This is a genomic window from Methanobrevibacter sp., from assembly GCF_045577275.1.
Taxonomy (GTDB): domain Archaea; phylum Methanobacteriota; class Methanobacteria; order Methanobacteriales; family Methanobacteriaceae; genus Methanobrevibacter.
Genome location: NZ_JAZNIB010000327.1, coordinates 1 through 13,255 on the forward strand (window position 1 = coordinate 1; position 13,255 = coordinate 13,255).

Genomic DNA, 13,255 nt, shown 5'->3' on the forward strand with positions numbered 1-13,255 from the left:
TTCACATAAATCACTATCTAAAAAATTAATTAATATAATTTATTAACCAATATTCTTGCTTAAAAATAACTTTTTTAAAAAATTAATAATAATTAATTAATGAATTATATTATCATTATATTAATAATTACATTTCATCAATATATATAATTTAGCATTTAAAAAAAATCAAATGTAAATGATATGAAAAATAATATGAAATAAATAAAAATTAAAAAAAGAAAATAAAAGAAAATAAGAATTACTCCGTCGGAGTAAAACTTATTAAATCAAATCTAGAATCCTATTAACCTATAAATCTGCAAAGATTTGATCTTCAGTTAATGGGTTTTTGAGAAGACCTAATTTTACTTCAAGGTTCATGAAGTCCATTACATTTTGTTTGTAACTGCTGTCTAAACCGGAAATGAAGGTAGTGTTTTCAATTACACCTGCTTGCAAGTCTTTATCAGGTACGATGTCTTCAGGCAAGCATTGAGCTGCTTCTGCAGGGTTTTCATTGGTGAATTTGGTAGCGTTTTCATGAGCTTCCAAGACTGCTTTCAATTCATCAGGATGGTTCTTGATGAAATCTTCTCTTGCTGCAACACAACAGCATGGGTGACCAGGAATCATTTGTCCACTGGTTTCAATCAATTTACCATCACCATTTTTAACTGCAATGGAAGCAAACGGTTCCCAAATGATCATAGCATCAACTTGACCCGCTTTTAAAGCATCGGTCATTTGTGCAGCTTTCATGGTAGTGAATTCAACATCACTAGTAGATACACCTGCATCTGTTAAAGCAGAGGTTAAAAGCATGTTTTGAATGGTTGCTTCACCAGGAGTTGCTACAGTTTTGCCTTTTAAGTCAGCAACAGTGTTGATTCCACTGTTTTTGTTAGCAACAAGGGAACTTCCTTCAATTTGAGCACCAGATACAACTTTTACTGGAACTCCTTGAGAAATGGAAGACATTACAGGAGTAATTCCTGCATAACCAATATCAATATCTCCACTTGCCATAGCAGTCATTAAGTCTCCACCATTGTTAAATTGGGTTAATTCAACAGTAAGACCTTGGTCTTCAAACATTTTCTTTTCCTGTGCAACGAAAAGTGCGGTGTCGTGGTCTGAAGGCAAGTGACCTATTTTTACTACATTGTCCCCAGATCCCCCGCTAGTTGCAAAGTACGCACCTACAGCTACAATAGCTATAAGGATTACAGCAATAATTGCGAGAATTTTTTTATCCATAAAATCACTTTAATTTTTAAAATTAAACAAAAGACTGTTCTTATACAATCCCATTTTGGGATTTTAACTCATATAAAAACTTTTAAAATAATAAGTTGTTTTTTTATAAATTATAATCATATAATTTAGAAAAAACTAATAATTTAAAATAAAGGTTTAATTTGAAATTAAAAAGGTATTTATCAATTAGTTTTTATGGATTAATAAAATATAATTTAAAAACTTATTACCTATATTTTAATTGGATAAAGGAAGTATATAATGTTTTTCATTAAATAAAGGCATGATAGATTAATAGTACAAAAAATAGCCATGATAAAATAAAACTTATTAACTTTAAACTCTTTAAAAAGATTTAAATTTAAAAAATCGTGCTAAAAATAAGGAATATTAAAAAAGATTTGATAAAAATTAGAATAATAAGAATTTAAAAGTATATAACTAGGTTAATGAAGAATGTATAACAATTGTTAATATACTGATATGCTAACATCGATGCACTATAAAAGTTACAAAAATAAAAAAATATGCACCAATATGCTAACATCAGAATTTTTTAGATTGTTGGAGGTTATTACAAATGGCTAAAAAACAATGCCACTTTTTTAAAAAAAATTAACGATAATCCAAGATATCTAAAATTAAAATCATTCATCTATATCGAAAAATTCAGGATTGCTCAATAGCTTATCCCTAAATAGCTTAGATATCCTTGAAATGCATTGCCTGCTGTAATCCAACTCTTCAGACAATTGGGTGGTTGTTTTCTTATCCAAATTAAACAGGATATATAACATTACATTAAGAGGAATTTTACTCTTATGGAAAATAGTGCCGGAAAAGTCATTGAAATTGGTTCCACAATCCTTGCACACATACCTGCGAGTCCTACCTTGGTTTCCTCTATTATTAATATTATATGATTTGCATTTAGGACAATAGACTCCATTAACCCAACGGACACTCCTAAAGAATGCCATAGCTACCTGATCATCAGGAATTTCTACATCTGGATTAATAATATCTTTCATGATAAGGAATATTATTATTAAAATATTTATAATTTTTGTCAAATCAGTAATACTTTATTAAAATTAAATTGAATCCCCCTAGAAAATTGATTTAAAATTATTTTTTTAAGAAAAGAAGAAATTTCCGGCATTATTTCAATCTAAAAATCCATCTAATATAATTGAAGAAAACTAACATACAAACTTAACATATAAATAATTAAACGAATATAAAATAAATAGGTTGTTGGATTTTTCCAACAAAAGATTTTATCGTTATCAGGAGTAATAAAAATGAGATGTGTTGGTACAGTAGTACGTGGAATAAGAACACCAATTATTAAAGAAAATGATGATTTGGCGACTATAGTCGTAGATTCATTGATGGCAGCAAAAGAAAGTGAAGGATTTGAATTCAAAGATAAAGACGTCGTTGCAATTACAGAAGCAGTTGTAGGTATTTCAGAAGGAAACTATGTAACTGTAGATGATGTTGCAACAGATTTACAAAACAAGTTCCCATCCAAAAACATTGGAGTGACAAACCCTATTTTAAGTAGAAACAGATTTTCCATTATCTTAAAAGGTATTGCAAGAGCAATGGATAAGATCACTCTCTTAACCTCTTTCCCTGCAGACGAAGTGGGAAACGGTATTTTAGATGAAGAGCTTTTAGATAAAAGTGAATACAATTTAGGAAGCGTCATCACTGAAGATGAATATTACAAAACCTTCGGTTCATGGAAACACCCATTTACCGGAATCAACATGATTGACTTTTACAGAGAATTGATTGAAAGTGAAGACTGTGAAGTTGAATTTGTCTTCTCCAATGATGTAAAAACAATTCTTGACTATAACACTGATGTTTTAACCTGTGATATCCACACTAGAGAAAAAACCACTAAATTGCTTAAAGAAGAAGGAGCTAATGTATACGGACTCCACGAAGTCTTAACCGAACCTGTCGGAGACTCCGGATGCAACCCTGATTTCGGATTACTCGGTTCCAACAAAGCAACAGAAGAAAGATTAAAACTTTTCCCAAAAACTGGAGACACCTTAGTTAGAGAAGTGCAAAAAAGATTGATTGACCTTACCGGCAAACAAATTGAAGTAATGGTTTACGGTGACGGTGCATTCAAAGACCCTGTCGGAAAGATTTGGGAATTAGCTGACCCTGTTGTTTCACCAGCACATACTGATGGATTAGTAGGATATCCAAATGAAATCAAATTGAAATATGTTTCTGACAATAAGTTCGCTGATTTACACGGTGACGAATTAAAAGAAGCAATCAAAGAAGAAATCAGACAAAAAGATGAAGACTTAACTGGACAAATGATTACCGAAGGAACCACTCCAAGAGTATTGACTGACTTGATCGGTTCATTATGTGACTTAACCAGCGGTTCCGGAGATAAAGGAACTCCAGTTGTATTTATCCAAGGATACTTCGATAATTTAGCAAATGACTAAATATCTTATCCTTTTCTTTTTTTATTTTTTTATTATTTATTCTTATTTTAAAAAAAACTATTTTTATTAATATTTAAACTATAATTACTATTTTTATTTACTATTTTTATTATTTTATCACAATTTTTATTACTATTTTTAACAAATATGCTTATTTTTTATTAATTTTTGCATTTTGGTCTTATTTCCATACTCTCTTTTTAAAATCAAAACAACAAATTTATAAAATCTTTAAACATAATATCCATATGAATGATTAGTTTTTGGAGATGCTAATGTGAAGAAGACAAAAATTATAGCAAGCATTGGTCCAGCATCCGATTCTGTTGAAGTGATGACTGAAATGGTCAATAACGGCATGGATTGTGCACGTATTAACCTTAGCCATGCTACAGAAGAGAGCATAATAAAAACAATAGAAGTTATCAGAGAGGTTCGTAAAATATGCAATCGGCCTATTGCCATAATGTATGACACCAAAGGGCCGGAATTCAGAACATTGGAATTTGAATCTGGAGGAGTGACTCTAAAAAAGGGAGACACAATCAGGATGAGCAAGACATGCATACACGGCAATGAAGAGGAATTCGGAGTTAATCATAGTGAAGCAATCGACCTGATAGAAGTGGGAAACAAGGTGCTTATAGACAATGCTCTTCTTGAATTGGAAGTCATAGAAAAGGAAGAGGATTATGTTGTTTTGGAAGCTTTAGGAGAAGGGGACATTAAAAACCATAAGACCGTCAATGTTCCTGGAGTTGACTTGAAATTGGATTTCATTAGCGAAGCTGATGAAAGGGATATCTCATTTGCAGCAAAGCATTCCTGTGACTATTTGGCTTTATCCTTTGTAACTTCAAAAGAGGATGTTATTGCAGCTCGTAAAATAATTGAAGAATCTGGAGGAGATGCTCTAATCATCTCAAAAATTGAAAGCAGCAAGGGAATTAAAAATATAGATGAGATCATTGAAGTGTCTGATGGAATCATGGTGGCTCGAGGAGACTTGGGAGTGGAAGTTTCACTGGAGAAATTGCCAATGCTTCAAAAAGGAATCATTAGAAAATGCCGTGAAAAGGGTAAATTTGCCATCGTTGCTACAGAAATGCTTGCTTCAATGTATGAAAGCCCAAGGCCTACAAGAGCGGAAGTTTCAGATGTGGCTAATGCAATATTGGATGGAACTGACTGCGTAATGCTATCAGGAGAGACCACAATAGGAGAATACCCTGTAGAATCCGTCAAAATTATGAATAGAATATGCAAATATGTGGAATCAACCATTGACTATACAAAACATACTGCATACAAAGGAACAATAGGTATCAGCGATACAATTGCCAGACTGGTCATAGCTGCTGTGGAATATTCTGACATCAAATTGATTGTTGCACCAACCATGACAGGATTTACAGCACGTAAGATAAGCAATTTCAGACCAAACCCATTAATATTAGCCATTTGTCCATCTAAGCACATTGCAGAGAAGGTTGTCTTGAACTTTGGAGTCAAGGCAGTTGTAACTGACATATTTAATAATATAAATGATATGAACAAAACCGCTAAGGAAATAGCTCAAAAAGAGTTTAAATTAAATAAGGGCGATTTAATAATAGTTACTGGAGGATTCCCATTAGGTGAATCAAAAAGAACTAATCTCATAAGAATTGTAGAAATATGATTTAAAAAAAAATAGGATTGAAATTTATAATTGTAGAAATAGGATTTAAAAAAAGAATAAAAAAAATAAGAATAAAAAATTTAAAAAATAAAAAAATAAAAAAGGAAATGAAATAAATGCTAAAAATTATCTAATTGTTATTAAACTCTTTTTAGACATGCTGTAATTCTTATTTCCAGAAGAAATTACCACTTTATGTTTACCTCTTCTTAATTTTTTGGTATTTATTTTAGCAATTCCTTTTTTGTTTGTAGCTACAGTATAAGTCTTATACTTTTTACCAGTATAAACCTTAATCTTAACTTTTACTCCACTAACCACTTTCTTAGTGACTTTGCTTTTTACAGTTACCTTAAAGTATTTGGATTTCTTATATCTGGCACTGATTTTTGGAGCACTAATGGTTGTAGGAGCCTTTTTAATGGTTATTGTACTGTTTTTGGAAATGGAGTATCTTGAATCTGCAGAACTGACAACAACCTTATGAGATCCTGCAGCCAATGATTTGGTATTGAAGACAGCCACTCCGCTCTTGTTTGTCTTGATGGTATAAGTCTTATATGTTTTTCCAGTATACACTTTTAGAGTAAGTTTCACTCCATTTACAGCCTTGTTTGTAGCCTTATTTTTAACTGTAACCTTGAAATACTTGGATGCACCAAAGTAATTGCTAACTTTAGGAGCGGTTACATTGGTTGTGGCTTTTTTAACTGTAATGTAAACTGTTTCAATTATATCATCATATTGGAGATTTAAATAACGAACTTCTACCTTATGGGTTCCAATGCCTAATAAAGAGGCATTTTTAAAGGAAGCGATTCCATTAGCGTTAAAACTTGTTTCAATTTCATATATCTCCCTATCATCACCAGTGAAAACATATAAAGTTGCAGGAACAGAATAATCAGAAACATTTCCGCCTTCCATAAGGAATCTTATATCAAATGCTTTGCTAGAGTTATAAGTTGTAGTTAGATTGCTTACAGTTGCTACAAGAGAATGCTTAATGAATTGATTATCCAATTTGAAATATCCAGAATACTCTGTTGTATTGTCACCATTGATTAAAGTGAGACTTGCATTATGGACACTGATTGGCATCGGAATGTTGTTTTCAAAAATGCAATCCTTAATGATGCTATCTCCAAACAAATCAAGAATTCCTCCAATACTGTAGTTCTCTCCAGCACGATTGTCAATAAAATTGGAACTTATTATACTGCATGGATTAAGTGAATATATGGCCCCACCTACAGAAGTGACATTATACTCACTGTCAGATGTGGCAATATTATTCTTAAAACTGCAGTTTTCAATATATAAACTGTTTGCATCAGTGTAAATGGCTCCTGCTGTAGGCCAGTCATAATGGAAAATAAGATAATTATCTTCAAAGATAGAATTTGTAATTGATACATCACTGGACTTTCCTGCCACATAAATGGCTCCTGCCATACGGGCATTATTATTGCTAAAGGTACAATTATCAATTATTAATGATGAGTTTGAAGAGATTGCACCTCCTCTTCCCTCTTCGTTACAACCCCCGATAAATTTTAAATTTTTAAAAGTTATTACAAGATCAGTTGAGTCGATAACAAAAAAGTTTGATTCATCCAATCCAGAATTGGTTTCAAGGAATGTTGCTCCATTGGAAGTACCGACAAAACTTAATGATTTGTTAAGATGAAACCTATAACCTTCAAAAGTACCTTCCAATTCAAAACAGTCATTTTCATTTGCATTGTCTATAATCCTTTGAAAATCACTTGGAGTGTAGTCATCGGGCCTTATTACAGTATTTTCTTCCTCGCCACTATCTTCTCCATCTTTTAAAATATCTTTATCATTTAGACTATTGTCATCAGAAATGGATTCTTCAATATCCAAATCAGAAATCGAATCATCAACTATTGCGATTTGATTATCCCCCTCGCATCCCTGATTGAAATCTTCTGAAGCTGAAACCAGTCCTATACTTAGAATAAATAACAGAAATATAGAAATAATCATCAATTTTTTCTTTAACATATTATCACCAAAAAAACTATAAAAAAATTTTAAGAAATTATTAAAATCTTCAAAATACTCTTTTCTTAAAAGATTATTTATTAATTAACTTATTTAAGGCTTTATATATGATGTTTATAATACTGAAAAAAATTTAGAAAAATAGCTGAAAATTAAATAATTTCAAAAATGAGTAAAATTCTGTTAATTTTAAAAAAAAAGAATAAAAAAAGTAAAAAGAATTATAATAATTCTTTTCTTAAATCAATTGTGTCCTTTAAGTCCGGTCCAGTAGAAATAATGGTAACAGGCACTCCGGTTTCTTGTTCTATTTCAGAAATGAAAGCCTTGGTTTCTGCAGACAATTCACCATAATCCTGTACACGTGCACAATCGAATAATCTGTCTACACAGGTCAATGCGATTTGGGTAGCGCCATTGATTCTGCAGGATTCCTTAGCAAGTTCCATATCAAAGTAACCGATTCTTCTACGTCTTCCAGTCACTACACCATATTCCTCAAGACCTTTGCTTTCTGCTTCCTCTTGAGTCATTTCTGTTGGGAAAGGACCTTCACCAACACGTGAAATATAAGATTTGAATACATTGATTACTTCATCAACCTTAGTTGGACCAACACCGACATCTGCAGCAAATGTGGAAGCTGTAGTGTCCTTACTGGTTACATATGGGTATGATCCATAATAAAGTGAAAGTGAGAATCCTTGTGATCCTTCAATGAAAATGTCCTCTCCATTGTCAATAGCTTCGTTACAAGCAAGAGAGACATCATCAATATAATCAGCAAGTTCAGGCACATCCTTTGCAAGACCAACTGTTCTCATAACTCTGTCTGAGTTTGCAGGTCCGCAGCCAGAACCTGTACTTCCAATAGTTTTTGACAAGTGTTCGGAATTCTTATCTCTTGCAATGTGCTCTTCAGTGATGATTGCACATCTTGGATCTACAGACATTCTTCCCTTTACATCATACTTCTTCAAATCTTCAAATTCCTTAAACAATACGTCTGGATTGACTAAAACGCCAGCACCAATCATGAGTTTGGCACCTGTGTGTACAAAACCAGATGGAGTTAATCTTAAACCGTATTTTTCTCCATTGAATTCAACGGAATGCCCTGCATTTGGTCCGACTCCTGCACGAGCAATAATGCTTGGCTTGTCATTATTACAAAGGTAAGTGATGCATTTTCCTTTACCTTCATCACCCCAAGCTCCTCCAACTAATATACTACAAGTCATTTAAAATCTCCTTATTAAAAATAATATTCTAAGTACAGTCTTTTAAGTATAGTCTTTTGAAATAGAAATAAATATAATAAATTAAAAGTTTAAATAAAAGGTTTTGAACTATTATTTTAAAAAATTCATAGTTCATTGACCATATATATTTTATTTTTTAACATTTATAAATATTATCCTATTGAATAATTAAATAGAATATTAAGGAAATATTAAGAAAAATAGTGAAAAAAATTAAAAAAATTATTAAAATATGGACAAACATTAAAAAAAGAATAAAAGATTAGGCATCTTCCAATATGTCCAATAGCTTTCTGAGATACAAGTATCTTTCATATTTGCATTGTTCATTGGTTCCGAAAAATGCATCCAAAACATGTGAATTCATTTGACGCAAAATAGATAGTTGAATGATGTTCTTTACATCCATATCGATTTTTCCTTGAAGAATCAATTGAGCAAATCCTGTAGAAATCACTGTATAGTCCAAGCTCATCAAATCTTCATAAAAGTCAAGATCCTGAATGATTTTCAATATGTTCTCACTTTCAATAATCTCATCATTGAAATCATCCAAACCTAATTCCCATGACTCTAAAATCCATATGAAACAATCAATTATTGGAGTGTCAGGATTGTCAATCAGCCAATCACACAATTCGCAAAATGCAATATAAGCCTCTTCACATCCAAAAGGAGCCAAATCATCAGATACATCCCAAAAGAATTTGTAATCGGCAATCTTTACTGCCCTTTCATGAGGGATTTCTCCAAAGAAATACTTGTTTTCCTCCAAATAATTGTATCCTTTTTCCAATTGTTCCATAAATACACCAATGAAATAATAAGTTTATTTTAAAGGAAACTCTTCACAAAGCAAATCTTCTGCATATTCCTTGTCAGTTCCTTTTTTATTCCAATAATCCAAATAATAAAAGACCCAATTATTTGAAACCCTTTTGATCTCATCATCATTCAAGGATTCAAAATCATTGAAGCAGTTGATGAAATCTCCACCAACCACAATAGCTATCTTTTCACATTCAAAACATAATAAAAAGTCATAATTCTTATTTTCACTTCTTTTATCAACCAAATCCTGATTATAATCATATTCCTTCATTATTTCATCCAAATAATCATAATCCTGGAATTTGAATTTTTTCACATCCTGATAAAATTCCTGATAGAAATATGGGAACTTTTCTGTTATGAATTCCTTGGAATCGATAATATGATTCAAATAGTCTTCCTTAAAATGTAAAAAGCTTAAATCCTTCTTTTCATTATAGAATAAGGACAGATAAATGTTTTGACCAAAACGAATTGCCAATTCTCCTCTATATGAATTGTCAAAAATGGGTCTAGAGGACAATTTAAGATTTTCAAACTCCAAATACAATGAATTGGAATTGCTGTCTATTTCCAGCCAAGTCCACTTTCCCTGTGAAATTGCCTCTTCAATAATCTCTTTTGATCTCTTGTTCATAAAATCACAAAAAATAGCTTAATTTACTTATTAAGTTCAATGAAGTCCTCAAGTGCTCCATCCATGGAATACTCTTTTCCATCAAAATGCTTTTTCCAATCAAAGCATTTAATCAGAATCCTTTCATCAACGGATTCATTCCAATCAATATCAAAACCATAATCTTTTAGAACTGCTACAATCCTTTTGGCTATTTCCAATCCTTTTTTCTCATCATATTCAAAGTCACCGAATGCAATGGCCAAATCATTTTCCTCCAAAACATTTTCAATGTCTTCAAAGGTATAAAAACAGAACCCGATAGGAGTGAACTTATTGTTTCTAAGATGAGTAAAAAGCTCAAATGAATCTTGTATCCCTTCTTCAATGTCGTATCCTGCATTGTGAATGGAAATGATGTTCTCCTTGGTCAAGTCCAAAAAGGCATTTTTAAGATTGGTGAAATCCTCTGAATCTTCACTGATTTCCTCTAAAGTTTCCTTATTTTCCAAAAGGAGCTTTGAAATTAGATCCTGTGAAAGATTCTCTTCAATGAACTCATCATCGATTATTTCCAATATTTCATCTTCATCATAAAAGCCTGATTTAATCAATAATTGAATTTCATAATTGATCTCATCAATTAGTTCTTTATCCATAATAACACCCATTAGACTTTGAAATTTATAAATAATTATAAAATTATAAATTTATAAGATTTAAAGTTATAAGATTATAAACTTATAAAAAGGTAGAAAAAATAAAAAAATAGAAGTCATTAAGCTCTAATGACTTTAATAGTATAAATGTTTCTTCTTTCAGTCAAAGTGACAACAATTCTGTCATCTCCAACTTTTACAATGCAAAATTCATCCCTATCTTTATATTCATAGCCTTTAAGTTGAGAATAGCCGCTTAAAGCTTTCAAATGATTTACTTCAAATTTACGATGGAAATCGTTTATGACATTTGCAAATACATCAATATCATCACTAAGCTGTATCTCATCAGACTCAATAGTTACAAAGAAGACAAAACTTCCATAATTGACAGCACAATATGCATCATTTCCAAATAGGGAAGATACTGTCATAGTCAATATATGAGCTTCAGTCAAGTTTGCTGCAAATACATTTTCGCAGAATTGTGGAACGTTTTGCTTTTCACCAAATTCCTTAACTGCCTTTGCCTCTTCAACCAATTCTTCTGGAAAACCAATATCCTCGTTATCCCAAGCCCAAGACCAAGTGTCTTCATCAGGGTCTAAAAATCCAATCAATTGAATAGGGAATTCCTTTTCACCAAATTTGACAAGCCCATTTTCTATGTCCAATTCAGGTTCTGCATTTCCCACTATTGAAGATAAGGTCTCTTGTTTTTCCAATGCAATAGCACCATATTTTGCAAATAAATCTTGTAAATCATCATTTTCTTCAATTAAAAGAGAATTAACTTCCATTTTTTCACCAAAAAAATATAATAAATAAAGTAAAATAAAATTTAAAGTTTGAATTTTAAGATAGAAATAATTATCCTAAAGAAGTCTGAATTTTAAAGAAAAAATAATTATCCTAAAGATAGGATCTAAAAGGATAATTTGGAAATTCTGCTCATAGCTTCTTTAGTGTTTTCTAAAGTGTTGAATGCAGTTAATCTTAAGTAGCCTTCTCCACTTGGACCGAATCCTGAACCAGGAGTACCTACGATGTTTGCTTCTTCTAAAAGCACGTCAAAGAAGTCCCATGATTCCATATCATTTGGAGTTTTTACCCAGATGTAAGGGGAATTTACTCCACCGTAAACATTCAATCCAATTTCAGATAAGCTTTCACGAATGATTCTTGCATTTTCCAAGTAGTATTCAATGTTTTCCATGATTTCTTTTTGTCCTTGCTCGGTGTAAACTGCTTCTGCAGCTTTTTGAACAGGATAAGAAACACCATTGAATTTGGTTGTTTGTCTTCTGTTCCATAATGCATTGACAGATTGCTCATTGCCTTCTGCATCCTTGATTTTAATTTCTTTAGGAACAACAGTGTAAGCGCAACGTGTACCTGTAAATCCTGCTGTTTTTGAAAAGCTTCTAAATTCAATAGCCACTTCTTTAGCGCCATCGATTTCATAGATTGTGTGAGGTACATCATCTTCAGTAATGAAAACTTCGTAAGCTGCGTCAAATAAGATAAGAGCATCATTTTCCTTTGCATATTCCACAAATTTAGCCAATTCATCTTTGGTTAAGGTGGTACCAGTTGGGTTATTTGGGAAACAAAGGTAAATCAAGTCTACAGGTTCACTTGGAAGTTCTGGAACGAAATTGTTTTCTTCTGTGCATGGAAGGTATACGATGTTTTCATACATTCCATCATCCTTGATGTTTCCGGATCTTCCTGCCATTACATTGGTATCAACATATACAGGATAAACAGGGTCGGTTACTGCAATGACATTGTCTAAGGAAAAGATTTCCTGAATGTTACCTGTATCACATTTTGCACCGTCAGAAATGAATACTTCATCAAGGTCTAAGTCTACTCCCCATTTATTGAAATCATTTTTAATAATAGCTTCTGCTAAAAAGCTGTATCCTTGTTCAGGACCATATCCCATAAATGAATCAGCTTCAGCCATTTCATCAACTGCATCCTTGAAAGCGTTGATGACAGTAGGTACTAAAGGTTTGGTTACATCTCCAATACCCATTTTAATAACGTTCTTATCTGGATTTTCTTCCATATATTTTTCAGCACGTCTGTTTACTTCAACAAAAAGGTAACTATTTTGCAATAAAAGATAGTTTTCATTAATTTTAACCATGGTTTTACCTCTGAAATTTTTAAAAATTATCAGTTAAATAAATATTAAATTATAAACTTAATTAGATTAATTTAATTATAGATTCAACTATTTAACACTTAAATATTTATTAAATATATTATATAAAATTGTGTATTTTATCAAAAAATCTATTAAAAAAACACTAATTTTTGCAATAATTGAAAAAATGCACCTTATTGAAAAATTTTTTGAAAATGTGAAAAATAGGGATATGAAAAAAATTATAAAACTAATGTATAAATAAAATAAAAAAGATATACATATAATA

At 31.5% G+C, this 13,255-nt stretch carries 11 protein-coding genes; 2 read left to right on the plus strand and 9 right to left on the minus strand.

The window, feature by feature from the left end; translation table 11 throughout:
* Window positions 1-291 precede the first annotated feature (291 nt).
* Both ACKI67_RS09460 and ACKI67_RS09465 read right to left on the minus strand, forming a co-directional pair.
* On the minus strand, window positions 292-1,239 hold the full coding sequence (locus ACKI67_RS09460) for an ABC transporter substrate-binding protein (RefSeq protein ID WP_407463282.1): 948 nt from the start codon (window positions 1,237-1,239) through the stop codon (window positions 292-294).
* A 647-nt stretch (window positions 1,240-1,886) separates the two neighbouring features.
* Window positions 1,887-2,270 carry a transposase gene (locus ACKI67_RS09465; RefSeq protein WP_407463283.1) on the minus strand — a complete coding sequence of 128 codons (384 nt, stop codon included), beginning with the start codon at window positions 2,268-2,270 and terminating at the stop codon, window positions 1,887-1,889.
* Window positions 2,271-2,543: 273 nt separating this feature from the next.
* On the opposite strand from ACKI67_RS09465, the gene ACKI67_RS09470 reads away from it, so the two are divergent.
* Entirely contained in the window at window positions 2,544-3,728 is a 1,185-nt protein-coding gene (locus tag ACKI67_RS09470) for a coenzyme F420-0:L-glutamate ligase (protein WP_407463284.1), read from the plus strand.
* Window positions 3,729-4,005: 277 nt separating this feature from the next.
* Complete coding sequence (pyk, locus tag ACKI67_RS09475; RefSeq protein ID WP_407463285.1) at window positions 4,006-5,409, plus strand: pyruvate kinase; 1,404 nt, start codon at window positions 4,006-4,008, stop codon at window positions 5,407-5,409.
* Window positions 5,410-5,535: 126 nt separating this feature from the next.
* Here the strand turns inward: pyk and ACKI67_RS09480 are convergent, their stop codons facing one another.
* The 7 genes from ACKI67_RS09480 to ACKI67_RS09510 form a co-directional block, all read right to left on the minus strand.
* Window positions 5,536-7,440: a hypothetical protein gene (locus ACKI67_RS09480; protein ID WP_407463286.1), complete on the minus strand. Its 1,905-nt coding sequence runs from the start codon at window positions 7,438-7,440 to the stop codon at window positions 5,536-5,538.
* A 221-nt stretch (window positions 7,441-7,661) separates the two neighbouring features.
* Window positions 7,662-8,681: an adenylosuccinate synthetase gene (locus ACKI67_RS09485; protein WP_407463287.1), complete on the minus strand. Its 1,020-nt coding sequence runs from the start codon at window positions 8,679-8,681 to the stop codon at window positions 7,662-7,664.
* A 283-nt stretch (window positions 8,682-8,964) separates the two neighbouring features.
* Window positions 8,965-9,507, minus strand: coding sequence for a hypothetical protein (locus tag ACKI67_RS09490; RefSeq protein ID WP_407463288.1), 543 nt, complete (start codon window positions 9,505-9,507; stop codon window positions 8,965-8,967).
* Window positions 9,508-9,531: 24 nt separating this feature from the next.
* Window positions 9,532-10,170 (minus strand): hypothetical protein, encoded by a 639-nt coding sequence (locus tag ACKI67_RS09495; protein ID WP_407463289.1) that lies wholly within the window; start codon window positions 10,168-10,170, stop codon window positions 9,532-9,534.
* A 23-nt stretch (window positions 10,171-10,193) separates the two neighbouring features.
* Window positions 10,194-10,808, minus strand: coding sequence for a DUF6891 domain-containing protein (locus ACKI67_RS09500; protein WP_407463290.1), 615 nt, complete (start codon window positions 10,806-10,808; stop codon window positions 10,194-10,196).
* A gap of 119 nt (window positions 10,809-10,927) precedes the next feature.
* Window positions 10,928-11,608: a DUF6882 domain-containing protein gene (locus ACKI67_RS09505; RefSeq protein WP_407463291.1), complete on the minus strand. Its 681-nt coding sequence runs from the start codon at window positions 11,606-11,608 to the stop codon at window positions 10,928-10,930.
* A 125-nt stretch (window positions 11,609-11,733) separates the two neighbouring features.
* On the minus strand, window positions 11,734-12,966 hold the full coding sequence (locus tag ACKI67_RS09510) for an LL-diaminopimelate aminotransferase (RefSeq protein WP_407463292.1): 1,233 nt from the start codon (window positions 12,964-12,966) through the stop codon (window positions 11,734-11,736).
* Window positions 12,967-13,255: the final 289 nt, after the last annotated feature.

What these genes read in the sequence shown, in the direction of transcription:
- ACKI67_RS09460 (WP_407463282.1), bottom strand. Translation starts at nt 1,239, where the DNA reads ATGGATAAAAAAATTCTCGCAATTATTGCTGTAATCCTTATAGCTATT.
- ACKI67_RS09495 (WP_407463289.1), bottom strand. Translation starts at nt 10,170, where the DNA reads ATGAACAAGAGATCAAAAGAGATTATTGAAGAGGCAATTTCACAGGGA.
- ACKI67_RS09465 (WP_407463283.1), bottom strand. Translation starts at nt 2,270, where the DNA reads ATGAAAGATATTATTAATCCAGATGTAGAAATTCCTGATGATCAGGTA.
- ACKI67_RS09510 (WP_407463292.1), bottom strand. Translation starts at nt 12,966, where the DNA reads ATGGTTAAAATTAATGAAAACTATCTTTTATTGCAAAATAGTTACCTT.
- ACKI67_RS09490 (WP_407463288.1), bottom strand. Translation starts at nt 9,507, where the DNA reads ATGGAACAATTGGAAAAAGGATACAATTATTTGGAGGAAAACAAGTAT.
- ACKI67_RS09470 (WP_407463284.1), top strand. Translation starts at nt 2,544, where the DNA reads ATGAGATGTGTTGGTACAGTAGTACGTGGAATAAGAACACCAATTATT.
- ACKI67_RS09505 (WP_407463291.1), bottom strand. Translation starts at nt 11,608, where the DNA reads ATGGAAGTTAATTCTCTTTTAATTGAAGAAAATGATGATTTACAAGAT.
- ACKI67_RS09485 (WP_407463287.1), bottom strand. Translation starts at nt 8,681, where the DNA reads ATGACTTGTAGTATATTAGTTGGAGGAGCTTGGGGTGATGAAGGTAAA.
- ACKI67_RS09500 (WP_407463290.1), bottom strand. Translation starts at nt 10,808, where the DNA reads ATGGATAAAGAACTAATTGATGAGATCAATTATGAAATTCAATTATTG.
- ACKI67_RS09480 (WP_407463286.1), bottom strand. Translation starts at nt 7,440, where the DNA reads ATGTTAAAGAAAAAATTGATGATTATTTCTATATTTCTGTTATTTATT.